The sequence below is a fragment of the Caballeronia telluris genome (assembly GCF_001544495.1).
Classification (GTDB): Bacteria; Pseudomonadota; Gammaproteobacteria; order Burkholderiales; family Burkholderiaceae; genus Caballeronia; species Caballeronia telluris.
Window position 1 is genome coordinate 21,620 of the sequence record NZ_FCNZ02000008.1, and the last position, 23,979, is coordinate 45,598.

Consider the following 23,979-nt stretch of genomic DNA (forward strand, 5'->3'; position numbering starts at 1 on the left):
CGTTACTGGGTGAGCGGCAGCTTCGACTGCGCGACGTGGGAGAGCAGGTTTGCCACGGATTCGTGCATCACATCGGTGAAGGGCTTCGGATACAGGCCCATGTACAGCGTGAAGATGGCGAGCACGGCGAGCATCAGGATTTCACGCTTGTTGATGTCCGTCAGCTTGGCGACGTGATCGTTCGCGATCGCGCCGAAGTGCACGCGCTTGTACATCCACAGCGTGTAGGCCGCGCCGAGAATCAGCGTGAAGGTCGCGAGGAAACCGATCCAGAAGTTGTACTTCACCGCGGCCAGGATGACCATGAACTCGCCGACGAAACCGGAGGTGCCCGGCAAGCCGCAGTTCGCCATCGCGAAGAGCATCGAGAACGCGGCGAACTTCGGCATCGTGTTCACGACGCCGCCGTAATCCGCGATCTGGCGTGAGTGGACGCGGTCGTACAACACGCCGATCGAAAGGAACATCGCGCCCGACACGAAGCCGTGCGAAATCATCTGGATGATCGCGCCTTCGACGCCGAGCTGGCTGAAGATGAAGAAACCGAGCGTGACGAAGCCCATGTGCGCAATCGACGAATACGCGACGAGCTTCTTCATGTCCGTCTGCACCAGCGCGACGAGACCGATGTAGATCACCGCGATCAGCGACAGCGTGATGACGACAGGCGAAAGGAAGTGGCTCGCATCCGGCGCGATCGGCAGCGAGAAGCGGAGGAAACCGTAGGCGCCCAACTTCAGCATGATCGCGGCCAGCACGACGGAGCCGCCGGTCGGCGCTTCGACGTGGGCGTCCGGCAACCACGTGTGAACCGGCCACATCGGCACCTTCACGGCGAACGCCAGGAAGAACGCAATGAACAGCAGCACCTGCGGCGTGAAACCGATCTTCGCGGCCTGCCACGTGGCGAGGTCGAACGTGTGCGTCTGCATGTAGAGATACAGCAGCGCGATCAGCATCAGGAGCGAGCCCATCAACGTGTACAGGAAGAACTTGAACGCCGCGTACACGCGGTTCGGTCCGCCCCACACGCCGATGATGATGTACATCGGAATCAGCGTCGCTTCGAAGAACACGTAGAACAGCATGCCGTCGGCGGTCGAGAACACGCCGACCATGATGCCCGACAGGATCAGGAACGCGGCGAAGTACTGCCCGACGCGCTCGGTGATCACTTCCCAGCCGGCGATCACGACGATCACCGTAATGAGCGCGGTCAGCACGACGAACCACATCGAGATGCCGTCCACGCCGAGGTGGTACGTGATGTTGAAGCGTTCGATCCAGTTCGCCTGTTCGACGAACTGGAGGGCGGCCGTCGACGAATCGAAGCCGGTGATGAGCGGAATCGTGACGAGCAGCCCGAGGATCGAGCCGATCAGCGCGATCCAGCGCGCGGACGCCGGGTTTTTATCGGAACCAACAGCCAGGACCAGGAGGCCGAATACGATCGGCAACCAGATCGCGACACTGAGAATCGGAAAAGAGTGCATAGGGTCCCTCGCCTTATTTGCCGCCGAGCGTTACAAACAGGGTCAAGAGCCCCAACATGCCGATAATCATGGCGAACGCGTAGTGATAGATGTAACCGGATTGAAGGAAGCGGATCACGCCGGCAAACCAGCCGACGAACCGCGCACTGCCGTTGACGATGCCGTCGATGACGGCGACGTCGCCCTCCTTCCAGAGGCCGCGGCCGATCACGACCGCGCCCTTCGCGAAGACGACTTCGTTGATCTTGTCGAAGTAGTACTTGTTGTCGAGCAGCGTGTAGATGCCCGGGAAACGCGCGCGGATCTTGCCCGGCAGGTCCGTGCGCTTCAGATACAAGAACCAGGCGACGACCACACCCGCCAGCGCGAGCCAGACCGGCAGACCCGACACCGAGTGCACGCCCATCGCGGCCCAGCCGTGGAACTCCTCGGCCATTTCGTGCAGCGCCGGATGGTTCTCGGCGATGTAGATCACCTTGTCGAAGACCACGCCGTGCTGGAAGAAGTCGCCAAACAGCATCGGACCGACCGCGATCGCACCGATCACAACCGACGGAATCGCCAGCAGGACGAGCGGCAGCCAGACCACCCACGGCGTTTCGTGCGGCTCGTGTGCGTGGTCGTCGTGGCCGTGGCCGTGATTGTCACGACCGTGACCGTGGTCGTCGTGACCGTGCGCCGCGGCTTCCGCGCCCATCGGCGATTCAGGATGCTTCGGGTTACGGAAGCGCTCTTCGCCGTGGAAGACCATGAAATACATGCGGAACGAGTACAGCGCCGTGACGAACACGCTCGCCACCACCGCGAAGTACGCGAAGCCCGAACCCGGCAGATGCGAGAGCTTCACCGCATCGATGATCGAGTCCTTCGAGTAGAAGCCCGAGAAGAACGGCGTGCCGATCAGCGCGAGCGACCCGACCAGCGACGTGATCCACGTGATCGGCATGTACTTGCGCAGACCGCCCATATTGCGCATGTCCTGGTCGTGGTGCATGCCGATGATGACCGAACCCGCGCCGAGGAACAGCAGCGCCTTGAAGAACGCGTGCGTCGCGAGGTGGAACACCGCCACCGGATACGCCGACACGCCGAGCGCCACCGTCATGTAGCCGAGCTGCGAGAGCGTCGAGTAAGCCACCACGCGCTTGATGTCGTTTTGCACGACGCCGAGGAAACCCATGAACAACGCCGTAATCGCGCCGATGACCGTGACGAACGAGAGCGCCGAATCCGAGAATTCGAAGAGCGGCGACATGCGCGTGACCATGAAGATACCGGCGGTCACCATGGTCGCCGCGTGGATCAGCGCGGAGATCGGCGTCGGGCCTTCCATCGAATCCGGCAGCCAGACGTGCAGCGGGAATTGCGCGGACTTGCCCATCGCGCCGATGAAAAGGCAGATACACGCGACAGTCAGAAGGCCCCAGTCCGTGCCCGGGAAGCTCATGCCCGCGAGCTTGGTGCCTTGCGCGAACACATCGCCGTAGTTCAGCGACCCGCCGAACGCCAGCAACAGGCCGATGCCGAGCAGGAACCCGAAGTCGCCGACGCGGTTCACGATGAACGCCTTCATGTTCGCGTAGATCGCGCTTTCGCGGGTGTAGTAGAAGCCGATCAGCAGGTACGACACGAGACCCACCGCTTCCCAGCCGAAGAAGAGCTGCAGGAAGTTGTTGCTCATCACGAGCATCAGCATCGAGAACGTGAAGAGCGAGATGTACGAGAAGAAACGCTCGTAACCGTCGTCTTCGGCCATGTAGCCGATCGTGTAGATGTGCACCATCAGCGAGACGAAGGTCACGATGACCATCATCATCGCCGTCAGCGAGTCGACGAGGAAGCCGACTTCCATCTTCAGCGAGCCGACGTTCATCCATTCATAGATGGTGGCGTTGAAGCTCGCGCCTTGCATCACCTGGAAGAAGACCATCGCGGAGAGCACGAAGGAAATCGCGACGCCGAGAATGGTGACGCGGTGCGAGCCCTTGCGCCCTACTGCTTTCCCGGCGAGCCCGGCGATCAGCGAACCGACTAGCGGTGCCAGCGGAATCGCGAGCAGCAGGTTTTCATTGAGTGTCGTGGACATAACAGCCTAGCCTGAATTTAACCTTTGAGCTGGTCGAGATCCTCGACGTTGATCGTGTCGAGGCTGCGGAACAGGGTCACCAGAATCGCGAGACCGATCGCCGCTTCGGCGGCGGCCACGGTCAGGACGAAGAACACGAAGATCTGGCCGTGCACGTCGCCGAGATAGTGCGAAAAGGCGACGAAATTGGTGTTCACCGCGAGCAGCATCAATTCGATCGCCATCAGGATGATGATCACGTTGCGGCGGTTCAGGAAAATCCCGACGATGCTGATCGCGAACAGGATCGCGCCGAGCACGAGGTAATGGGCAAGACTCAACATTTTCTTTCTCTCCTTCTCGCTCAGCCCTTGTTGTCGACCGTGCCCGCACCGACGTTGCCGGTGACGGGAGGATTGGTCGTCGCGTCGGGCGCTTCCTTTTCCGACTTCATCTTGACGATACGAACGCGATCCGACGCGCGCACCTTGACCTGCTCGCTCACCTTCTGGCGCTTGTTGTCCTTCTTCTCGCGGATGGTCAGCGCGACGGCCGCGATGATCGCCACCAGCAGGATCAGACCCGCGATTTCGAACGCGAAGATGTAGTCCGTATAGATGACCTTGCCGATCAGTCCGGTATTCGACATCACCGCGCCGCCGCCGACACCCGCGCCCGCCGTGACGTCGTGCACGGGCGCGACCGTCGCGCCGTAGCCGTGCCAGAGAATCAGCGCGGTCTCGATGATGATGATCGCCCCGACGATGCTCGCGATCGGCACGAACTTCCTGAAATCGCGATGCAGTTCGTCGAGATTGATGTCGAGCATCATGACCACGAACAGGAACAGCACCATCACGGCGCCGACGTAGACCAGAACCAGCAGGATCGCGAGGAATTCGGCCTGGAGCAGCATCCAGATCGCGGCCGCGTTGAAGAACGCGAGCACGAGGAACAGCGCGGATGCCACCGGGTTGCGCGAAGTGATCACCTTCAGCGCCGACACGGTCAGGAACAGCGCGAAGATATAGAACAGTACGGTCGTGAATTCCATGATTACCGGTTCATCGTTAGGCCATCGTCAGGCATTGTGTTTGGGCACGGGCGCTTCGCTTCCTTCTTGCTTCGTTGCGATGCTTCGAACGTGCAGGTGCGGACTCGGCGCGCGTGCCGGAACAGCAGGTATTCGATTTGAACGGGGACGCGTTGTGATGCTTCCCCGCTCCATGCGCATCAATGAAGCATCAACGGTAAGGCGCGTCCGCCGCCTTCGATGCCGCGATTTCCGTTTCGTAACGGTCGCCGACGGCCAGCAGCATGTCCTTCGTGAAATACAGGTCGCCGCGCTTCTCGCCGTGATACTCGAGAATGTGCGTTTCGACGATCGAATCGACCGGGCAGCTTTCCTCGCAGAAGCCGCAGAAGATGCATTTGGTCAGGTCGATGTCGTAGCGCGTCGTGCGGCGCGTGTTGTCGGCGCGCGTTTCGGATTCGATCGTGATCGCGAGCGCCGGGCACACGGCTTCGCACAGCTTGCATGCGATGCAGCGCTCTTCGCCGTTCTCGTAGCGACGCAGCGCGTGCAGGCCGCGAAAGCGCGGGGAGATCGGCGTCTTCTCTTCCGGGAACTGCACGGTGATCTTGCGCTGGAACGTATAGCGTCCCGTCAGCGCGAGGCCCTTGAGCAGTTCGGTCAGAAAGAAGGTCTTAAAAAAATTCTGAATTGCGGTCATGGTTATTTCATCCGCCCTTTATTTCCAGATGTTCAGCGGCGACATGATCCAGAAGCCGACCACCACCACCCACACCACCGACACCGGCAGGAACACCTTCCAGCCGAGACGCATGATCTGGTCGTAGCGGTAGCGCGGGAACGTCGCACGCGCCCAGATGAACACCGACAGCAGGAAGAAAATCTTCAGCACGAACCAGAACACGCCCGGGATGAAGGACAGGAAGCCGAACGGCGCGTCCCAGCCGCCGAGGAACAGCGTCGTCGCGATCGCCGAGATCACGATCATGTTGATGTACTCGGCGAGGAAGAAGAGCGCGAACGCCATGCCCGAGTAATCGATCATGTGGCCCGCGACAATTTCCGATTCGCCTTCCACCACGTCGAACGGGTGACGGTTCGTTTCGGCGATGCCCGAGATGAAGTACACGACGAACATCGGCAGGAGCGGCAGCCAGTTCCACGACAGGAAGTTGACGCCGAAGCCCGCGAAGATGCCGCGCTGCTGCGAAGTCACGATGTCCGACAGATTCAGCGAGCCCGCGACCATCAGCACGACGACGAGCGCGAAGCCCATCGAGATTTCATACGACACCATCTGTGCCGCCGCGCGCATCGCGCCGAGGAACGCGTATTTCGAGTTCGACGCCCAGCCGGCCAGAATCACGCCGTACACGCCGATCGACGAGATCGCCATCACATAGAGCAGGCCCGCGTTGATGTCGCCGAGCACGGCTTTCGCCTGGAACGGAATCACCGCCCACACGGCGAACGCCGGGACCACCGTCATGATCGGCGCGATCAGGTAGATCCACTTGCTCGCCTGGATCGGCTGAATCACTTCTTTCAGCAGCAGCTTCAGCACGTCGGCGATCGGCTGCAACAGGCCCATCGGACCGACGCGATTCGGCCCGAGGCGCACGTGCATCCAGCCGATGAGCTTGCGTTCCCACAGGATCAGGTACGCCACGCACAGCAGGATGACGACGGAGACCACCAGGATGCGGACCAGCGCCCACACCGTCGGCCATGCAACGCCGAGAATCTGCGTGCCGCCCGCGTTGATCGTATCGAACAAGCCCATTTACGCCTTCTCCACTAGCAGTTCACCGAACAAGCCGCCGAGCGCGGCGCCAGCCGTCGTACCCGCCGACACGCGGACCACCGTTTCCGCCAGATTCGCATCGCGAACCGCCGGCATTACCACCGACAGACCGCCCTGGGAGACGCGCACGGCATCGCCGTTCTTCAGGCCGAGCTGGTCGAAGAGCGATGTCGGCAAGCCGGCGACGTTCGCATCACGAGCAGCCGCCGTCAGATGCAGCGACTCCGCGCGGCGCGAGAGCGCGTCCGCGTGATAAATCGGCACATCGGCGAGACGCTCGAACTTGCCTTGCGCTGCTGACACGGCCGTCTTGCGCTGCGGCGCGACGCCCGTCTGGTTCGACAGACGCGCGCTCAAATCGCCCGTACCGAGCGCGGCATTGCGCACTTCTTCGGCCGTATCGAAGTCGAAACCCGGCAGGCCGAGAATGTTGCCGAGCACGCGCAACACTTTCCAGCCCGGACGCGTCTCGCCGAGCGGACGCACGACGCCGTTGAACGACTGCGCGGTGCCTTCGGCATTGACGAACGTGCCGGACGTTTCCGTGAACGGCGCGATCGGCAGGAGCACGTCGGCGTACTCGGTGCCGTGCCTGAACGCCGACAGCGCGACGACCATTTCCGCCTGCTTGAGCGCGGCAAGCGCCTGCGCGGGGTTCGCCGTATCGAATTCAGGTTCGACGTTGAAGAGCACATAACCCTTGCGCGGCTGTTCGAACACTTCGCGCGCGTTGAGACCGCCCTCGCCCGGCAATGCATCGACGAGATGCGCGCCGACCGTGTTGGCCGCTTCCGTCAGGAAGCCGAGCGTGGCGCCCGTGCTGTCCGCGATCCACTGGGCGACTGCCTGAATCTGGGCGAAGTCGGGATGCTGCACGGCGCTGTTGCCGAGCAGGACAACGCGCTTCTCGCCCGCCGACAGCGATGCCGCCACGTCCTTCGCAGCCGCCGACACTTCGCGGCCCGCGAACGCTTCCGGCAGCGCGACGCCGCGCGCTTCCGCGACCGCCGCCGCGATGGCCGCGAGCTGGTCGAGCCACGCCGACGGCGCCGCGACCACGCGATGCGCGGCCGGGATCAGCGAATCGTCGTTGCTGGCGTGCAGGAACGTGAGCTTCGCGCCGCTCTTCGCGGCCTGACGCAGGCGCGCGGCAAAGAGCGGATGATCGCGACGCAGGAACGAACCGACGATGAACGCGGTATCGATCATCGAGAGATCGGCGATTTTCACGCCGAGCCACGGTGCACCGACGCCCACCGGCGCCGAAAAGTCGCTCTGGCGCAGACGGAAATCGACGTTCGGCGAGCCGACGCCTTCAGCGAACTGCTTCACCAGATACAGCTCTTCGATCGAGCTGTGCGGCGTCGCCAGCGCGGCGATCGCGTTCGCGCCGTGATCGGCCTTGATGCCCTTGATGCCCTTCGCAACGTATTCGAGCGCGGTCTGCCAGTCGGTTTCGATCCACTGGCCGCCCTGCTTCAGCATCGGCGCGGTCAGGCGCTCGGCGCTGTTGAGCGCTTCGTACGAGAAGCGGTCCTTGTCCGAGATCCAGCATTCGTTGATGGCTTCGTTTTCCATCGGCAGAACGCGCATCACACGGTTGTTCTTCACCTGGACGACGAGATTCGCACCGACGGAATCGTGCGGGCTCACCGACTTGCGGCGCGACAGTTCCCACGTCCGCGCCGAGTAGCGGAACGGCTTGCTCGTCAACGCGCCGACCGGGCACAGGTCGATCATGTTGCCCGACAGTTCCGAATCCACCGTCTTGCCGACGAACGACGTGATTTCCGAATGCTCGCCGCGGCCCAGCATGCCGAGTTCCATCACGCCGGCGACTTCCTGGCCGAAGCGAACGCAACGCGTGCAGTGGATGCAGCGCGTCATCTCTTCCATCGAGATGAGCGGGCCGACGTTCTTGTGGAACACGACGCGCTTTTCTTCGTTGTAGCGCGACTGCGACTTGCCGTAGCCCACGGCCAGATCCTGCAACTGGCATTCGCCGCCCTGATCGCAGATCGGGCAGTCGAGCGGGTGGTTGATCAGCAGGAATTCCATCACGGACTGCTGCGCCTTCACGGCCTTGTCGGACGTCGTGCGCACGATCATGCCGGCGGAAACCGGCGTCGCACAGGCGGGCACGGCCTTCGGCATCTTTTCGACTTCGACGAGGCACATCCGGCAGTTCGCCGCGATCGACAGCTTCTTGTGATAGCAGAAGTGAGGAATGTACGTATCGACCTTGTGCGCAGCCTGGATCACCATGCTGCCTTCAGGCACCTCTACCGTCTTGCCGTCAATTTCTAGTTCAACCATGATGGGGAATGGTCCTTAACCTTTATCGCGCCTTCACGCGGTCAGCGCTTCGGACGCCGCATGGTGCGCGTGTCCGCCGACGAGACAATGCTTGTGCTCGACGTGATATTCGAATTCGTTCCAGAAGTGCTTCAGCATGCCGCGCACCGGCATGGCCGCCGCGTCGCCGAGGGCGCAAATCGTGCGGCCCATGATGTTTTCGGCAACCGAGTTCAGCAGATCCAGATCTTCCTTGCGGCCGAGACCGTGTTCGATACGATGCACGACGCGGTACAGCCAGCCCGTGCCCTCGCGGCACGGCGTGCATTGACCGCACGACTCTTCGTAATAGAAGTACGACAGGCGCAACAGCGAACGCACCATGCAGCGCGTTTCGTTCATCACGATCACCGCGCCCGAACCCAGCATCGAGCCGGCTTTGGCGATCGAATCGTAGTCCATGTCGGTCGCGAGCATCATGTCGCCCGGCACGACCGGCGCCGACGATCCGCCGGGAATCACCGCCTTGATCGACTGGCCGCGCACGCCGCCAGCGAGTTCCATCAGCGTCGAGAACGGCGTGCCGAGCGGAATCTCGTAGTTGCCCGGACGATTAACGTCGCCTGAAATCGAGAATATCTTCGTGCCGCCGTTGTTCGGCTTGCCCATTTCCAGATAATTCTGCGGACCCACTTCGAGCAGGAACGGAACGGCTGCGAACGTCTCGGTGTTATTGATCGTGGTCGGCTTGCCGTACACGCCGAAGCTCGCCGGGAAAGGCGGCTTGAAGCGCGGCTGGCCCTTCTTGCCTTCGAGCGATTCGAGCAGCGCGGTTTCTTCGCCGCAGATATAGGCGCCGTAGCCGTGATGCGCGTAAAGCTCGAACGAGAAACCCGAACCCAGGATGTTCGCGCCGAGATAGCCGGCCGCGCGCGCTTCTTCGAGCGCCGCTTCGAACACCTTGTAGACTTCCCAAATTTCGCCGTGGATGTAGTTGTAGCCGACGGAGATGCCCATCGCATACGCGCCGATCGCCATGCCTTCGATCAGCGAATGGGGGTTCCAGCGCAGGATGTCGCGGTCCTTGAACGTGCCCGGTTCGCCTTCGTCCGAGTTGCAGACGAGATACTTCTGCCCCGGAAACTGGCGCGGCATGAAGCTCCACTTGAGGCCGGTCGGGAAACCCGCACCGCCGCGGCCACGCAGACCCGACGCTTTCACATCGGCGATCACCTGCTCGGGCGGAATCTTTTCTTCGAGGATGCGGCGCAACTGCTTGTAACCGCCGCGCGCGACGTAGTCTTCGAGATGCCAGTTCTCGCCGTTCAGGCCGGCCAGAATCAGCGGTTTGATGTGACGATCGTGGAGAGACGTCATTTCGAAAGTTCCTCGATCAACTGGTCGATCTTCTCGCGGCTCATGAAGCTGCACATGCGATGGTTATTCACCAGCAGCACCGGCGCATCGCCGCACGAACCGAAGCACTCGCCTTCTTTCAGCGTGAACTTGCCGTCGGGCGTGGTTTCGCCGAAGTCGATGCCGAGCTTCTGCTTCAGATACTCGGCGGCGCTGTCCGATCCGCCGTCCGGGCCGAGCTGGCACGGCAGGTTCGTGCAGAGCGTGATCTTGTGCTTGCCGACCGGCGAGGTCTCATACATCGTGTAGAACGTCGCGACTTCCTGCACGGCGACCGCCGGCATGCCGAGATAGTCGGCGACGAACTGCATCAGTTCGGGCGACAGCCAGCCGTGCTCTTCCTGAGCAGTAGCCAGCGCCGACATCACCGCGGACTGCTTCTGTTCCGCGGGATACTTGGCGATCGCACGATCGATTTCTTTCAGGCCTTCAGCTGAGATCATTTTCAGACACGACTCTTTCAATTCCTACCGAACGGAAACCTGCCGCGCCCTTCTTGTTGCGGCAGACCTGGCGTCCTGCTGTTGCTTGTTCGCCTGGTACGCGCGACGTTGGTGTCAGCGCGCGTCTTGCCAGACGACCGAATGTGGATCAGCGATCGATCTCGCCGAACACGATGTCCTGCGTACCGATGATCGTCACTGCGTCGGCGATCATGTGGCCGCGCGCCATTTCGTCGAGCGAAGCAAGATGCGCGTAACCAGGGGCACGGATCTTCAGGCGATACGGCTTGTTCGCACCGTCCGACACGAGATAGATGCCGAACTCGCCCTTCGGATGCTCGACGGCCGCATACGTTTCGCCTTCGGGCACGTGAAAACCTTCCGTGAAGAGCTTGAAGTGGTGAATCAGCTCTTCCATGTTGGTCTTCATGCCGACCCGCGAAGGCGGCGCGACCTTGTGATTGTCGATCATCACGGGGCCGGGATTCTTGCGCAGCCACTCAATACACTGTTTGGCGATTCGCGTGGATTGACGCATTTCCTCGACACGCACGAGATAACGGTCATAGCAATCGCCGTTCACGCCGACCGGAATATCGAAATCCAGTTGGTCATACACTTCGTACGGCTGCTTCTTGCGCAAATCCCACTCGATACCCGAGCCGCGCAGCATCGCGCCCGTCATGCCGAGCTGCATCGCGCGCTCGGGGCTGACCACGCCGATGCCCACGAGACGCTGTTTCCAGATGCGATTGTCGGTAAGCAGCGTTTCGTATTCGTCGACGCAACCCGGAAAACGCCTAAAAAAGTCGTCGAGGAAGTCGAGGAGCGAGCCCTGACGTGTCTCGTTCATTCTCGACAGCGCCTTCGCATTGCGGATTTTCGACGCCTTGTATTGCGGCATCGCGTCAGGCAAATCGCGATAGACACCGCCCGGCCGATAGTACGCCGCGTGCATCCGCGCGCCCGAGACGGCTTCGTACACGTCCATCAGGTCTTCGCGCTCGCGAAACGCGTACAGGAACACCGCCATCGCGCCGACGTCGAGCGCGTGCGAGCCGATCCACATCAGGTGGTTCAGCACGCGCGTGACTTCGTCGAACAGCACGCGGATGTACTTCGCGCGGATCGGCACGTCGATGCCGAGCAGCTTTTCGATAGCCAGCACATACCCGTGCTCGTTCACCATCATCGACACGTAGTCGAGACGGTCCATGTACGGCACGGACTGGATGAACGTCTTCGTTTCGGCGAGCTTTTCGGTCGCGCGATGCAGCAGGCCGATGTGCGGATCGGCGCGCTGGATCACTTCGCCGTCGAGCTCGAGCACAAGGCGCAGCACGCCGTGCGCTGCCGGGTGTTGCGGGCCAAAATTGAGCGTGTAGTTCTTGATCTCTGCCATGGCGTTCTCTTAGTGTTTCAGACCGCCATAGCGATCTTCGCGGATCACGCGCGGCGTGATTTCGCGCGGCTCGATCGTCACCGGCTGGTAGACCACGCGCTTCTCTTCCGGGTCGTAGCGCATTTCGACATAACCCGACACCGGGAAGTCCTTGCGGAACGGATGGCCGATGAAACCGTAGTCGGTGAGAATGCGGCGCAGGTCGGGGTGGCCTTCGAACACGATGCCGTAGAGGTCGAACGCCTCACGCTCGTACCAGTTCGCCGACGACCACACGTCGACGACGGACGGCACGATCGGCACTTCGTCGTCCGGTGCGAACACGCGCACGCGCACGCGCCAGTTGTTCGAGATCGAGAGAAGATGGAGCACGGCGGCGAAACGCGGGCCTTCGTAGGCGCCTTCGCCGTAAGTCGAGTAATCGACGCCGCACAGGTCGACCAGTTGTTCGAAGCCGAGCTTGCGATCGTCGCGCAACTGAAGCGCCACTTCCGCATAGTTGCTCGCCTTGACGACGATCGTCAGTTGCCCAAGCGCCTCGGTAATGCTCTGGAGGCGGTCGCCAAACGCCGCCTCGAGGTTCGCTTTAAGGGTCTCGAGTTTGCTTGCCATAATTGGGGAGGCTCAGGCCTTATTGACGGGCGATGGTATTCGTGCGGCGAATCTTCGCTTGCAGCTGGATCACGCCGTACACCAGCGCTTCCGCCGTCGGCGGACAGCCCGGCACGTAGACGTCGACCGGAACGATCCGGTCGCAACCGCGCACGACGGAATACGAATAGTGATAGTAGCCGCCGCCGTTTGCGCACGAGCCCATCGAGATGACCCAGCGCGGCTCGGCCATCTGGTCGTAGACCTTGCGCAGCGCGGGCGCCATCTTGTTGCACAGCGTGCCGGCAACGATCATCACATCCGACTGGCGCGGGCTCGGACGAAACACGACGCCAAAACGGTCCAGATCGTAGCGGGCAGCGCCCGCATGCATCATCTCGACCGCGCAGCACGCGAGACCGAACGTCATCGGCCAAAGGGAGCCGGTGCGCGTCCAGTTGATCAGCTTGTCAGCCGTGGTGGTGACAAACCCTTCCTTCAAGACCCCTTCGATACTCATTTGCTTTCCACTCCAGATGAGCAGCCAGCCAAAGCCGCCCATGAATCCGGTGATTTAACTGTCATTCCCAGTCGAGACCGCCCTTTCTCCAGATGTAGGCGAAGCCGAGCAAAAATTCGAGCAGAAAAATCATCATAGCCATGAAGCCCGGCCACCCGATGTCGCGCAGAGCAACGCCCCACGGGAACAGGAAAGCGGTTTCAAGGTCGAAAATAATGAACAGAATAGCGACGAGATAGTAACGCACATCGAATTTCATACGCGCGTCTTCGAAAGCTTCGAAGCCACATTCGTACGGTGCGTTCTTTTCGGTGTCAGGCTTGTTGGGACCGAGGATCTTGCCGATGCTGACCAACGCTATGCCTAAACCAGTGCCCACCAGGAGGAACAACAAGACGGGGTAATAGGGTGCGAGGTTCAAGGCTATCCTCAAATCGGTTGGGTCAGTTGATTGATACGAATGCTTCAGCCGGGACAGACCACCCGGTCGAGAATTTCGCTTCGGATCGCTCACGAACACAATCAGATCGTAAGCGTACTCCAGAAGTGACAATGCCAGCCGAAGCGATGCATGCGGCTGGCATTGGATAACTTTGGTGCCGACGGCGAGACTCGAACTCGCACAGCTTTCGCCACTACCCCCTCAAGATAGCGTGTCTACCAATTTCACCACGTCGGCACTGTCTTGCAATCCGGGAAAACAACTTGTTATCGCTGCGAATCGCTTCAAGACTTGAATTATAACTTGGTGCTTCGGATTGTTCAACGCACGAAAAGCGAATTTAGCGAAAAATTTATTCTTGCCTTATTTCGGCACGTCCGCGCCCGGCGCCGACGAAGCAACAGGCGCCGACGCCGGTGCCGAAGTCGCAATGGAAGCCGAAGCAGGCGTCGTCGCCGCGCCGCCCAGGACGCCCGCTGACGCTTGCGGCTTGTAGCTGCCGAGGTAGGTCAGTGCCAGCGTCGAGATGAAGAACACGGCAGCGAGGACGGCCGTCGTGCGGGAAAGAAAATTCGCCGAGCCGGTTGCGCCGAACAGGCTGCCCGACGCGCCGCTACCGAACGCGGCGCCCATGTCGGCGCCCTTGCCATGCTGCAACAACACGAGGCCGATCACGCCCAACGCCGACAACAACTGGACGACGATGATCAAAGTCTTCAAATACAGCATTTCCACTCACCTGGATCTTTAATGTTGACGCGACACCGATGCGTCGCGCTTCCTGCATGCCCGCGTCTTGTGCCGGCGCTTACTCAGTTGGACACATCCTGTGCCGCCTGGCAGATCGCCAGAAAATCCTTCGATTTCAACGACGCGCCGCCAATCAGCCCGCCGTCGATATCCTGCTGTGCGAACAATTCCTGAGCATTGTCCGGCTTCACGCTGCCGCCGTAGAGCAACGGCACGTCGACCGCCGATGCGCTCTTCTCCGCGAGCTTCGCGCGAATGAACGCATGCACGGCCTGCGCTTCGTCGGCGCTCGCGCTCTTGCCCGTGCCGATCGCCCAGACCGGCTCGTACGCCACCACGATCTTGGCCACTTGCTCGTCGGACAACACGAGCAACACTGCCTCGAGCTGCGTGCCGACGATCTGTTCCGTCACGCCGGTTTCACGCTGCTCGAGCGTCTCGCCGACACACACGATGGGCGTCAGTCCTGCTTCGAGCGCGCGCTGGGCCTTCACCGCGACGAGATCCGAGGTCTCGCGATGATACGCGCGACGCTCCGAATGCCCGACGATCGCGTACATCGCACCAAAGTCGGAGGCCATTTCCGCGGAGACTTCACCGGTGTAGGCGCCCGTCGCGTAAGCCGACACATCCTGCACGCCCCACGCGACGACCGATCCGCTCAACAATGCCTGCGACTGCGGCAAATACGGACACGGCACGCACACGCCGACTCGCACGCCCTTCTGCAATGCCGACGCACCCGACGCCACTTCGGTCAGCAGCGCGCCATTCTGCGCAAGCCGGCCGTGCATTTTCCAGTTCCCGACAACCAATTTCGCTCGTTGTTTCGACATAAGTCTCGCCGCTCGACAGCGTCGCCGCTGCGTTCTTGGTATGGTTTTCGGTTTGCGCGCCAATCCGACGAGGACCGCACGCCGCGCTAATCGCCTGTAGAACACACGATTTTACTGTGTCGCGGCGAACCCGGTCAAACCGGCACGATTTTCGCCGGCCGCCTAAGCGCTCTGGGTCCAGTCGAGCATGATCTTGCCCACATGCGTGCTGCCTTCCATCAACTCATGCGCCGCCGCGGCCTGATCGGCGGGAAAAACCTGATGGATCACCGGTTTGATGCGCCCCGCCTCGATCTCCGGCCAGACGCGCTCCTTCAGTTGCGCCGCGATCTTGCCTTTGAACGCGACCGGGCGCGGACGCAGCGTCGAGCCGGTGATCACCAGGCGCCGGCGCAGCACGTCGTTCAGGTTGATTTCGGCCTTCGCGCCGCCGAGCAGCGCGATCACGCAGACGCGCCCGCCATCGGCGAGCGCCTTCAGTTCGCGCGGCAGATAGTCGCCCGCGACCATGTCGAGAATCACGTCGACACCGCGATCGTTCGTGAGCGACTTCACCACTTCGACGAAATCCTCGGTCTTGTAGTTGATCGCCCGCTCGGCGCCGAGCGCCTCGCACGCGCGGCATTTCTCGTCGGTGCCCGCCGTCACGAACACGCGATGACCGAGCGCCTTCGCGATCTGGATCGCCGTCACGCCGATCCCGCTCGATCCGCCCTGGATCAGGAGCGTCTCTTCGGCGCCGTTTTCACCCGAGCCGAGATGCGCGCGCTCGAACACGTTGCTCCACACGGTGAAGAAGGTTTCCGGCAGCGAAGCCGCTTCGATGTCCGTGAGACCCTTCGGCGCCGGCAGGCATTGCTCGGTCGGCGCAACCGCGTATTCCGCATAGCCGCCGCCCGCGAGCAACGCGCAGACGCGATCGCCCTTCTTCAGGCCAAACGGATTGTGTTTCGGATCGAACGCGTCCTCGCCCGCATCGACGATTTCGCCCGCCACTTCGAGCCCCGGCAGATCCGACGCGCCCGGCGGCGGCGCATAGCCACCCTTGCGCTGAAACACATCGGGCCGGTTCACGCCGGAGGCCGCGACCTTGATCAGCACCTCGCCCGCCTTAGGCGCGGGCATCGGGCGCTCGCCCGGTTTCAATACGTCGGGTGCGCCAAATTCAGTGATTTCGATCGCCTTCATCTGCTTCCCCTGAGGTCGGATTCGTCGGTGGTTTCTTAACCGGATGGAACTGCGGACTCAAGCCAAGCTTAATCCACACTGCCATCGAGTCACGCAAAAAGAGGCCAAAAAAACGGCCGGTTCGCGAAACGCGACCGGCCGTCGAAACATTACCGCATCAGTGCTGCGGCTGCGTCGGTTCCGCTTGCGCGGCGCCTTCGTTCAGCAGCGCCTTCGCCGACAGACGAACGCGACCCTTCTCGTCCGTCTGGATGACCTTCACGCGCACGACCTGGCCTTCCTTCAGGTAGTCGTTGATGTCCTTCACACGCTCGTTGACGATTTCCGAGATGTGCAGCAGACCGTCCTTGCCCGGCAAGATGTTCACGATCGCGCCGAAATCCAGCAGCTTCAGCACGGGACCTTCGTAAATCTGTCCGACTTCCACTTCGGCCGTGATGTTCTCGATGCGCTTCTTCGCTTCGGCCATGCCTTCGCTGCTCGTGCTCGCGATGGTCACGACGCCGTCATCCGAAATGTCGATCGTCGTGTTGGTTTCTTCCGTCAGCGCGCGGATCACCGAACCGCCCTTGCCGATCACGTCGCGGATCTTTTCGGGGTTGATCTTGATCGTGATCATGCGCGGCGCGTAATCCGACAGCACCGTGTTCGTGCCAGGAACCGCCGTGGTCATCTTGCCGAGGATGTGCATGCGGCCTTCCTTCGCCTGCGCGAGCGCGACCTGCATGATTTCCTTCGTGATGCCCTGGATCTTGATGTCCATCTGCAGCGCGGTCACGCCTTGTGCCGTGCCGGCCACCTTGAAGTCCATGTCGCCGAGGTGATCTTCGTCGCCGAGGATGTCGGTCAGAACCGCGAACTTGTTGCCTTCGAGGATCAGGCCCATCGCGATGCCCGCGACGTGCGCCTTCATCGGCACGCCCGCGTCCATCAGCGCGAGACAGCCGCCGCAGACCGACGCCATCGACGAAGACCCGTTCGATTCCGTGATTTCCGACACGACGCGGATCGAGTAGCCGAATTCGTCGGCGGACGGAAGGCACGCGGCGAGCGCGCGCTTGGCGAGACGGCCGTGGCCGATTTCACGGCGCTTCGGCGAACCGACGCGGCCCGTTTCGCCGGTCGCGAACGGCGGCATGTTGTAGTGAAGCATGAAGCGCTCGCGGTACTCGCCTTCGAGCGCGTCGATGTTCTGCTCGTCGCCCTTCGTGCCGAGCGTCGCGACCACCAGCGCCTGCGTTTCGCCGCGCGTGAAGAGCGCCGAACCGTGCGTGCGCGGCAGAACGCCCGTGCGGATTTCGATCGGGCGCACCGTGCGGGTGTCGCGGCCGTCGATACGCGGCTCGCCGTTCAGGATCTGCGAACGAACGATTTTCGCTTCGATGTCGAACAGCACGTTGCCGACCGTCGCCTTGTCGGCGGCGACCGTGCCCGATGCCGCGGCATCCTGCTCGAGCGCGGCGGAGGTCGCGGCGTACACTTCCTTCAGCTTCGTGGAACGCGCCTGCTTGTTGCGCAGCTGGTAAGCCGCGAGCAGTTCGCCCTGGGCGATTTCCGTCACGCGGGCGATCAGCGCTTCGTTCTTCGGCGCCGGCGTCCAGTCCCATTCCGGCTTGCCGCCGTCGCGCACGAGTTCGTGGATCGCGTCGATGGCCGTCTGCATCTGCTCGTGGCCGAACACGACGCCGCCGAGCATCACTTCTTCGGACAGTTGCTGCGCTTCCGATTCCACCATTAGCACGGCGCGCTCGGTGCCGGCGACGATCAGGTCGAGCGCCGATTCCTTCATCTGCGGGCGCGTCGGGTTCAACACGTATTCATTGTTGATGTACGCGACGCGCGCGGCGCCGACCGGACCGTTGAACGGCAGGCCGGACACGGCGAGCGCGGCCGACGCGCCGATCAGCGCGGGAATGTCGGCGGGAATGTCCGGATTCAGCGACAGGACGTGGATCACGACCTGCACTTCGTTATAGTAGCCTTCGGGAAAAAGCGGGCGCAGCGGGCGGTCGATCAGGCGCGAGATCAGCGTCTCGCCTTCCGACGGACGGCCTTCGCGGCGGAAAAAGCCGCCCGGGATCTTGCCGGCGGCATAGGTCTTTTCGAGGTAATCGACGGTCAGCGGGAAGAAATCCTGTCCCGGCTTCGCCGTCTTCGCGCCGACGACGGTCGCGAGCACGACGGTATCTTCGATGTCGACAATCACCGCGCCGCTTGCCTGGCGCGCGATCTCACCTGTTTCCAGGCGGACGTTGTGTTGTCCCCACTTAAATTCTTTGACGATTTTATTGAACATGAGTCACTCCTTGTTCGTTACGCCGCGCCGCCCGATCGACATGAGCCGACCGGATGGCGCTAAGCCAGGCGACGGCCGAACCGCGCAAAAAGAGGTGTGTTATGCCATTCCAACGCAACACGACACGCGATGCGCATGACGCGCTGGAATGACACAAAGCTCTGCCGCGAGGCCCGGGCCGGATGTCGGGTCGCTCGAGGACCCGGATTTCACAGATGATGCGTTTGAAACACGTGCCGGCCAGTAGCCGTTCAAAAACAAAATGCCTGTATCAGCGGACTGACACAGGCACTTCGATGGAACGCTGGCCGCTTGTTGCCAATTACTTGCGCAGGCCCAGCTTTTCGATCAGCGAGCGATAACGGTCTGCGTCTTTGCCCTTCAGGTAGTCGAGCAGCTTACGGCGACGGCTCACCATGCGCAGCAGACCGCGGCGGCTGTGGTGATCCTTCGTGTGAGCCTTGAAGTGCAGGGTCAGTTCGTTGATACGGGTCGTCAGCAGTGCGACTTGCACTTCGGGCGAACCGGTGTCGTTGGCGGCGCGCGCGTATTCTGCGACGACGTCGGACTTCTTGACTTGTGCTGCGGACATTTGCTTTTCCTTTAAAACAGACAGGCGGTCACGGAAGAAAGGCCGTGCCGTGGGTTACTGCCACGAATTGTTCGACGATTGTTTCGCTTCGGACGGTTTCCGGCGGTTTCAGTTCGTCACTTTCACGACGGACCTCCCCAAAACGAAGCGCGAATTATAGCACAGCCCACCCGGGCGTTGAGACCTGTCCGAACGGACTAGCGCGCCGGGCGCGCCATGTCGCAGGAACTGGGCTGGGCCGTCGCGTTCGCCGGGAGCGCGAGCAGCGTGCGAAAACCGTAACCCGAGCCCTCGTTGTCGACATGCACGCCGGGCGCGCCCGCGCGATCCATTTCCATCACGTAAAGGGGCTGGATCAGCTGATGATCCTGCGCGCGCATCGTGGATGCGTGGAAACCGTTGTCGAACTTCATTCCCTCGAGCGCGCGCGCTACCGCGGTCGGATCGGCGCGGCCGGCGCGCGTCATGGCTTGCGTCAGCATCTCGATCATGAGCGGCATGCGTAGCACGAGATAGTCGTCGCCGGCTGACGGATAGCGCGCGCGGAACGCCGCGTAGTAAGCGTCCGACGCCGCCCCGCCCACATTCGGATGCCAATCCGCCACCGCCACTACCCGCTTCACGCCCGCGTCGCCGAGCGCCGCGGGCGCGCCCAGGCTGTTGCCGTAGAACGTGTAGAACTTCGTATTCAGCCCCTGCTCGCGCGCGGCCTTGACGAGCAAAGTCAGGTCGTTGCCCCAGTTGCCGGTCACGACCGCGTCCGCGCCGCTGGCGCGGATCTTCGCGATATAGGGCGCGAAATCCTTCACGCGGCCGATCGGATGGAATTCGTCGCCAGCGATCGCGATGTCCGGACGCCGTTCCTTCAGCGCGCGCGCCGCCTCGCGGCTGACGTCGTGGCCGAAGCTGTAGTCCTGATTCAGCAGATAGACCTTTTTCACCGACCGGTCGTCGCGGATCACGTCCGCGAGCGCGTCCATGCGCATGCCGGCGTGCGCGTCGAAGCGGAAATGCCAGAAGCTGCACGACGCGTTGGTGAGCGCGGGATCGTCGGCGGAATAATTCAGGAAGACGACGCGCGCATCCGGTTCCCGCGCGTTCTGCTTGTCGATCGCCGCGACGAGCGCCGCCGCCACCGCCGAACTGTTGCCCTGCATGACGAAGCCGATCTTCTGGTCGATCGCCGCGCGCAGTTGCACGAGGCTCGCCTCGCTGCTGCCCTTGCCGTCGAGCACGACGAGTTGCAGCGGATGCGCGCCGTCGGCGAGCTTCACGCCGCCTTGCGCATTCACGCGCTCGACGCCGAAGCGCAGGTTGCGCTCGACCGCCGCGCCCGCGTTCGCGAACGGGCCCGACATGCCCTCGATCATCGCGATGCGAATCGGCGCGCCTTGTGCCGCGACGGCCGCCGCCGCCATCGACCACGCGATGCACGCCGCCGTCGCGAGCCGCAGCCAGCGGCGTCCGAGCCGCCATCCCGTCAATCCGTGTTGTTTTCCCGCGTCCGACATCGTCGCCCCGCCGCCAATTCGTTCCGATGAGAGCGCGGATCATAGGCCGCCTCGCGCGCGGCGCGCAAGCGCGATGCATCCTCCGGCTGGCAGCGCAGAGCGCCCAGCCCGCGACAATGCGCGGCTTGCGCCCGGAAATCGCGCGCCCGGCAGGATGTTTTTTCCCCGCGCGTGTCAAAATCCTTGCAACACCAGGGAAACCCGGCGCCCGCGCCGGGACATAAAAGCTTCCGGAGGCCTCCATGTCGCTCAAACTCATCCGCGGCCGCGCAGCCGCCGGCGCCGCGCTCGCCGGGCTCGCGCTCCTGCTTTCGGCGTGCGCGCAGCCGTGGCAGAACTACCAGACGGGCGCCGACGTATCGACTATCACCGCCCGCCTCGGCCCGCCGCGCGAAACCTACGATCTGCCCGACGGCGGCAAGCGCCTGATGTGGCCGACCCAGCCGCTCGGCGAAGTCACGACCGCCGCCGATATCGACGCCGCCGGGAAGATCGTCAGCGTGCGCCAGGTGCTCGACGCCAACGAGTTCTACAAGGCCGAAATCGGCACCTGGACCAAGAAAGACGTGCTCGTCAATTTCGGCCGGCCGGTGGAAACGTCGTATTTCCCGCTGATGAAGCGTGAAGTCTGGACTTATCGGTATATGGAAGCCAACGTCTGGTACATGATGTACAGCTTCTATTTCGACGATCAGGGCATTCTCCGGCTGACGCAAAAGACGCCCGATCCGCTGCACGACCCCGACCGGCGCAACATGTTCTGAAGCTCGCGCTTAACTCCGCCTTCATGGCGACCTCGCAGAAAGCCGCCTCGACAAGGCGGCATTTTTTTATCTGTAGACGAATGTGAACTTTTCCTGCGAAAGTGTTTCGTAAGGTTTCCGCTGCGCTGCAACGACGCGCGGCGATATCGAGATGGCTGCGCCAGCGCGGTGCATGGCGCGCGCCTCTGCGAACCGTTCCCGGAGTCACATCGATGAATCGTCTCAAACGCATGCTTGTCGAAAACATCGCCTGGGCGTCTGAAACCGCCGACAGCGATGCCGAGTTCTTCCCGCGCCTCACGCAAGGACAGAGTCCGCGAGTCCTGTGGATCGGCTGCTCGGACAGCCGTGTGCCCGCCGAAACCATCACCCACGCCAACCCCGGCGATCTTTTCGTTCACCGCAACATCGCGAACCTTTTCTGCGCCGCCGACGACAACGTGATGAGCGTCCTCGAATACGCCGTGCGCGTTTTGCAGGTCGACGACGTAATCGTTTGCGGGCACTACGGCTGCGGCGGCGTGCGCGCTTCGCTCCTGCCGCCGTCGCCCGATCTGCCGCACGTGAACCGCCGCATCGCGCCGCTGTGCGCCCTCGCCCGCGTGCATCGCGACGAACTCGACGGCGTCGCCGATTCCGACGCCCGCGTGAATCGTCTCGCCGAACTGAGCGTGCTCGAACAAGTGCGCGCATTGCGGGCGACGCCGCTCGTGCGCGACGCCGCGACGCCGCCGCGCGTGCATGGCTGGATCTACGGCCTGCACGACGGGCGCATCAAGGTGCTCGCCTCGGGCCATCGCGGCGACGATCCCGCGCCCGCACACGCACCCGAAGCCGTCCTCGAAACCGCCGGCCGCTAAGCGCCGCTCCAACCGAACCCAGCCACCTGCAATGCGGCGTCGCAAGACGCTGCAGGGCTCAACTCGCACCTCAAAAACATGAACCCAAGACAAATCTTCGCCACTTTTCCGCGCGACATGTTCGCCGGCACCGTCGTCTTTCTGGTCGCGATGCCGCTGTGTCTCGGCATCGCGAATGCGTCGGGCGTCGAGCCGTTCGCGGGCCTGCTGTCCGGCATCATCGGCGGGCTGGTCGTCGCGCTGCTGAGCGGCTCGCACCTGAGCGTGAGCGGGCCGGCCGCCGGGCTGATCGTGATCGTCGTCGACGGCATCGCGCGGCTCGGCAGCTTTTCCGCGTTCCTGCTCGCCGTGCTGCTCTCGGGCGCGCTGCAATTCGGCTTCGGAATGCTCAAGGCCGGGCGCTTCGCGGCCTACGTGCCCTCGTCGGTCATCAAGGGGATGCTCGCGGCCATCGGCCTGTTGCTGATCATCAAGCAGATTCCGCTCGCCGCCGGTTTTGCCAACGAGGGCGCGAGCGTCGCGGCAAACGGCCCGGGCATGATCGACACACCGTTCGGCGCGATGTCGGTCGCGGCATGCGCGATCGCCCTGGCGTCGCTCGCGCTTCTCGCCGGCTGGGACACCCGCGCGATGCGGCGCTTCGCGCTCGTGCGAGCGATTCCCGCGCCGCTCGCCGTCGTGATGCTCGGCATCGGCGCGACGCTGTTGCTCGATTTCGTCGCGCCGGGCATCGCGCCGGGCGCAGAACTGCGCGTCGCGTTGCCGTCGATCGCGTCGTTCGCCGCGCTCTCGAATGCGCTCGAATGGCCCAACTTCGCGCAGCTCGCGAACCCCGACGTCTGGCGTCTGGCGATGACGCTCGCGATCGTCGCGAGCCTCGAAACGCTGCTGAGCCTCGAAGCGGTCGAACAGATCGATCCGAAAAAGCGCGCCGCCCATCCCGACCGCGAACTGAAGGCGCAGGGCATCGGCAACATGGTGGCGGGCGCGCTGGGCGGTCTGCCGATCACCTCCGTCATCGTGCGCAGCTCCGCAAACGTTCACGCGGGCGCGCAGAGCCGCTGGTCGGCGTTCGTGCATGGCGTGCTGCTGCTCGCCAGCGTGTTCGCGCTCGCGAGCGTCATCAACCTGATTCCGCTCGGGTGTCTCGCCGCGATCCTGATCTTCACCGGACTGAAGCTCGCGAAGCCTTCGCTGTTCGCGGCGGTCGCCAAACAAGGTTTCGAGCGCTTTGCGCCGTTCATCGTGACGATCGCCGGCGTCCTGCTGACCGATCTTCTGATCGGCATCCTGCTCGGCATCGCGTGCAGCATCGCGCTCGCGGTGCACGCGAACCTGCAACGTCCGATCACGATCGCCCAGCACGACGATCACTTCCTACTGTCGTTTCGCAAGGACGTGTCGTTTATCGGCAAGGTCGCGCTGAAACACCATCTGCGGCAGATTCCGGATCGCGCGACCGTGATCGTCGACGCGACGCGCGCCGATTTCATCGATCCCGACGTGCGCGAACTGATCGACAAGTTCGTGGACGATGCGCCGGCGCGCGGCATTCACGTCGAGTGCCGGCAACTGGAGCGCGCGGCGCGCGAGCGGCCGTCGATGCGCGAACGGCTGCTGTTTTCGAGGCGGTCCGCGGCGGAGTGAAAAAAAGCCCTCGCTTCTGGCGAGGGCTTGC

At 62.7% G+C, this 23,979-nt stretch carries 22 protein-coding genes and 1 tRNA gene; 3 read left to right on the forward strand and 20 right to left on the reverse strand.

Going from position 1 to position 23,979, the window contains the following annotated elements; genetic code table 11:
* Positions 1–2 precede the first annotated feature (2 nt).
* The 20 genes from AWB66_RS11990 to AWB66_RS12085 all read right to left on the reverse strand — a co-directional run bounded on the left by AWB66_RS11990 (position 3) and on the right by AWB66_RS12085 (position 20,677).
* A complete protein-coding gene (locus AWB66_RS11990; RefSeq protein WP_087630523.1) occupies positions 3–1,493 on the reverse strand; it encodes an NADH-quinone oxidoreductase subunit M in 1,491 nt (496 codons plus the stop codon).
* Positions 1,494–1,506: 13 nt separating this feature from the next.
* Entirely contained in the window at positions 1,507–3,579 is a 2,073-nt protein-coding gene (gene nuoL / locus AWB66_RS11995; protein WP_087630524.1) for an NADH-quinone oxidoreductase subunit L, read from the reverse strand.
* Between the two features lie 17 nt (positions 3,580–3,596).
* The gene (gene nuoK / locus AWB66_RS12000; RefSeq protein ID WP_007588140.1) at positions 3,597–3,902 is read right to left on the reverse strand and encodes an NADH-quinone oxidoreductase subunit NuoK; all 306 of its coding nucleotides are present in this window, start codon (positions 3,900–3,902) and stop codon (positions 3,597–3,599) included.
* A 20-nt stretch (positions 3,903–3,922) separates the two neighbouring features.
* The gene (locus AWB66_RS12005; RefSeq protein ID WP_087630525.1) at positions 3,923–4,612 is read right to left on the reverse strand and encodes an NADH-quinone oxidoreductase subunit J; all 690 of its coding nucleotides are present in this window, start codon (positions 4,610–4,612) and stop codon (positions 3,923–3,925) included.
* A gap of 190 nt (positions 4,613–4,802) precedes the next feature.
* Positions 4,803–5,291 carry an NADH-quinone oxidoreductase subunit NuoI gene (nuoI, locus tag AWB66_RS12010; protein ID WP_062637266.1) on the reverse strand — a complete coding sequence of 163 codons (489 nt, stop codon included), beginning with the start codon at positions 5,289–5,291 and terminating at the stop codon, positions 4,803–4,805.
* An 18-nt stretch (positions 5,292–5,309) separates the two neighbouring features.
* Positions 5,310–6,374 (reverse strand): NADH-quinone oxidoreductase subunit NuoH, encoded by a 1,065-nt coding sequence (nuoH, locus tag AWB66_RS12015; RefSeq protein WP_087630526.1) that lies wholly within the window; start codon positions 6,372–6,374, stop codon positions 5,310–5,312.
* Positions 6,375–8,711, reverse strand: coding sequence for an NADH-quinone oxidoreductase subunit NuoG (gene nuoG / locus AWB66_RS12020; protein WP_087630527.1), 2,337 nt, complete (start codon positions 8,709–8,711; stop codon positions 6,375–6,377).
* A 33-nt stretch (positions 8,712–8,744) separates the two neighbouring features.
* Positions 8,745–10,067 carry an NADH-quinone oxidoreductase subunit NuoF gene (nuoF, locus tag AWB66_RS12025; protein ID WP_087630528.1) on the reverse strand — a complete coding sequence of 441 codons (1,323 nt, stop codon included), beginning with the start codon at positions 10,065–10,067 and terminating at the stop codon, positions 8,745–8,747.
* On the reverse strand, positions 10,064–10,549 hold the full coding sequence (nuoE, locus tag AWB66_RS12030) for an NADH-quinone oxidoreductase subunit NuoE (RefSeq protein WP_062637273.1): 486 nt from the start codon (positions 10,547–10,549) through the stop codon (positions 10,064–10,066). Before nuoE ends, nuoF begins: the two co-directional genes overlap by 4 nt.
* A 148-nt stretch (positions 10,550–10,697) precedes the next feature.
* Positions 10,698–11,951, reverse strand: a complete 1,254-nt coding sequence (locus AWB66_RS12035) for an NADH-quinone oxidoreductase subunit D (RefSeq protein WP_087630529.1) — start codon at positions 11,949–11,951, stop codon at positions 10,698–10,700.
* 9 nt (positions 11,952–11,960) lie between these two features.
* The gene (locus tag AWB66_RS12040) at positions 11,961–12,563 is read right to left on the reverse strand and encodes an NADH-quinone oxidoreductase subunit C (protein WP_087630530.1); all 603 of its coding nucleotides are present in this window, start codon (positions 12,561–12,563) and stop codon (positions 11,961–11,963) included.
* A 19-nt stretch (positions 12,564–12,582) separates the two neighbouring features.
* Positions 12,583–13,062 carry a NuoB/complex I 20 kDa subunit family protein gene (locus AWB66_RS12045; protein ID WP_006052903.1) on the reverse strand — a complete coding sequence of 160 codons (480 nt, stop codon included), beginning with the start codon at positions 13,060–13,062 and terminating at the stop codon, positions 12,583–12,585.
* Positions 13,063–13,123: 61 nt separating this feature from the next.
* Positions 13,124–13,483 (reverse strand): NADH-quinone oxidoreductase subunit A, encoded by a 360-nt coding sequence (locus AWB66_RS12050; protein WP_062637281.1) that lies wholly within the window; start codon positions 13,481–13,483, stop codon positions 13,124–13,126.
* Between the two features lie 173 nt (positions 13,484–13,656).
* Positions 13,657–13,741: transfer RNA gene (locus AWB66_RS12055), tRNA-Leu, on the reverse strand.
* A gap of 126 nt (positions 13,742–13,867) precedes the next feature.
* Positions 13,868–14,233 carry a preprotein translocase subunit SecG gene (gene secG / locus AWB66_RS12060; RefSeq protein WP_087630531.1) on the reverse strand — a complete coding sequence of 122 codons (366 nt, stop codon included), beginning with the start codon at positions 14,231–14,233 and terminating at the stop codon, positions 13,868–13,870.
* 83 nt (positions 14,234–14,316) lie between these two features.
* On the reverse strand, positions 14,317–15,090 hold the full coding sequence (gene tpiA, locus AWB66_RS12065) for a triose-phosphate isomerase (RefSeq protein WP_087630532.1): 774 nt from the start codon (positions 15,088–15,090) through the stop codon (positions 14,317–14,319).
* Between the two features lie 162 nt (positions 15,091–15,252).
* Positions 15,253–16,278 carry an NAD(P)H-quinone oxidoreductase gene (locus AWB66_RS12070; protein ID WP_087630533.1) on the reverse strand — a complete coding sequence of 342 codons (1,026 nt, stop codon included), beginning with the start codon at positions 16,276–16,278 and terminating at the stop codon, positions 15,253–15,255.
* Between the two features lie 157 nt (positions 16,279–16,435).
* On the reverse strand, positions 16,436–18,574 hold the full coding sequence (gene pnp / locus AWB66_RS12075; protein WP_087630534.1) for a polyribonucleotide nucleotidyltransferase: 2,139 nt from the start codon (positions 18,572–18,574) through the stop codon (positions 16,436–16,438).
* 322 nt (positions 18,575–18,896) lie between these two features.
* Positions 18,897–19,166, reverse strand: coding sequence for a 30S ribosomal protein S15 (gene rpsO, locus AWB66_RS12080; protein ID WP_087630535.1), 270 nt, complete (start codon positions 19,164–19,166; stop codon positions 18,897–18,899).
* 197 nt (positions 19,167–19,363) lie between these two features.
* A complete protein-coding gene (locus AWB66_RS12085) occupies positions 19,364–20,677 on the reverse strand; it encodes a branched-chain amino acid ABC transporter substrate-binding protein (RefSeq protein WP_087630536.1) in 1,314 nt (437 codons plus the stop codon).
* Between the two features lie 242 nt (positions 20,678–20,919).
* Between AWB66_RS12085 and AWB66_RS12090 the strand changes: the two genes are divergently transcribed.
* From AWB66_RS12090 to AWB66_RS12100, 3 genes are all read left to right on the forward strand, one after another.
* Entirely contained in the window at positions 20,920–21,441 is a 522-nt protein-coding gene (locus AWB66_RS12090; protein WP_087630537.1) for a hypothetical protein, read from the forward strand.
* Between the two features lie 212 nt (positions 21,442–21,653).
* The gene (locus AWB66_RS12095; RefSeq protein ID WP_087630538.1) at positions 21,654–22,301 is read left to right on the forward strand and encodes a carbonic anhydrase; all 648 of its coding nucleotides are present in this window, start codon (positions 21,654–21,656) and stop codon (positions 22,299–22,301) included.
* Positions 22,302–22,379: 78 nt separating this feature from the next.
* The gene (locus AWB66_RS12100) at positions 22,380–23,948 is read left to right on the forward strand and encodes a SulP family inorganic anion transporter (RefSeq protein ID WP_087630539.1); all 1,569 of its coding nucleotides are present in this window, start codon (positions 22,380–22,382) and stop codon (positions 23,946–23,948) included.
* Positions 23,949–23,979: the final 31 nt, after the last annotated feature.

What these genes read in the sequence shown, in the direction of transcription:
- AWB66_RS12045 (WP_006052903.1), bottom strand. Translation starts at nt 13,062, where the DNA reads ATGAGTATCGAAGGGGTCTTGAAGGAAGGGTTTGTCACCACCACGGCT.
- secG (WP_087630531.1), bottom strand. Translation starts at nt 14,233, where the DNA reads ATGCTGTATTTGAAGACTTTGATCATCGTCGTCCAGTTGTTGTCGGCG.
- AWB66_RS12095 (WP_087630538.1), top strand. Translation starts at nt 21,654, where the DNA reads ATGAATCGTCTCAAACGCATGCTTGTCGAAAACATCGCCTGGGCGTCT.
- rpsO (WP_087630535.1), bottom strand. Translation starts at nt 19,166, where the DNA reads ATGTCCGCAGCACAAGTCAAGAAGTCCGACGTCGTCGCAGAATACGCG.
- nuoI (WP_062637266.1), bottom strand. Translation starts at nt 5,291, where the DNA reads ATGACCGCAATTCAGAATTTTTTTAAGACCTTCTTTCTGACCGAACTG.
- pnp (WP_087630534.1), bottom strand. Translation starts at nt 18,574, where the DNA reads ATGTTCAATAAAATCGTCAAAGAATTTAAGTGGGGACAACACAACGTC.
- AWB66_RS12040 (WP_087630530.1), bottom strand. Translation starts at nt 12,563, where the DNA reads ATGGCAAGCAAACTCGAGACCCTTAAAGCGAACCTCGAGGCGGCGTTT.
- nuoK (WP_007588140.1), bottom strand. Translation starts at nt 3,902, where the DNA reads ATGTTGAGTCTTGCCCATTACCTCGTGCTCGGCGCGATCCTGTTCGCG.
- AWB66_RS11990 (WP_087630523.1), bottom strand. Translation starts at nt 1,493, where the DNA reads ATGCACTCTTTTCCGATTCTCAGTGTCGCGATCTGGTTGCCGATCGTA.
- nuoF (WP_087630528.1), bottom strand. Translation starts at nt 10,067, where the DNA reads ATGACGTCTCTCCACGATCGTCACATCAAACCGCTGATTCTGGCCGGC.
- AWB66_RS12085 (WP_087630536.1), bottom strand. Translation starts at nt 20,677, where the DNA reads ATGTCGGACGCGGGAAAACAACACGGATTGACGGGATGGCGGCTCGGA.
- AWB66_RS12005 (WP_087630525.1), bottom strand. Translation starts at nt 4,612, where the DNA reads ATGGAATTCACGACCGTACTGTTCTATATCTTCGCGCTGTTCCTGACC.
- nuoL (WP_087630524.1), bottom strand. Translation starts at nt 3,579, where the DNA reads ATGTCCACGACACTCAATGAAAACCTGCTGCTCGCGATTCCGCTGGCA.
- tpiA (WP_087630532.1), bottom strand. Translation starts at nt 15,090, where the DNA reads ATGTCGAAACAACGAGCGAAATTGGTTGTCGGGAACTGGAAAATGCAC.
- AWB66_RS12090 (WP_087630537.1), top strand. Translation starts at nt 20,920, where the DNA reads ATGTCGCTCAAACTCATCCGCGGCCGCGCAGCCGCCGGCGCCGCGCTC.
- nuoE (WP_062637273.1), bottom strand. Translation starts at nt 10,549, where the DNA reads ATGATCTCAGCTGAAGGCCTGAAAGAAATCGATCGTGCGATCGCCAAG.
- AWB66_RS12070 (WP_087630533.1), bottom strand. Translation starts at nt 16,278, where the DNA reads ATGAAGGCGATCGAAATCACTGAATTTGGCGCACCCGACGTATTGAAA.
- AWB66_RS12035 (WP_087630529.1), bottom strand. Translation starts at nt 11,951, where the DNA reads ATGGCAGAGATCAAGAACTACACGCTCAATTTTGGCCCGCAACACCCG.
- nuoH (WP_087630526.1), bottom strand. Translation starts at nt 6,374, where the DNA reads ATGGGCTTGTTCGATACGATCAACGCGGGCGGCACGCAGATTCTCGGC.
- AWB66_RS12100 (WP_087630539.1), top strand. Translation starts at nt 22,380, where the DNA reads ATGAACCCAAGACAAATCTTCGCCACTTTTCCGCGCGACATGTTCGCC.
- nuoG (WP_087630527.1), bottom strand. Translation starts at nt 8,711, where the DNA reads ATGGTTGAACTAGAAATTGACGGCAAGACGGTAGAGGTGCCTGAAGGC.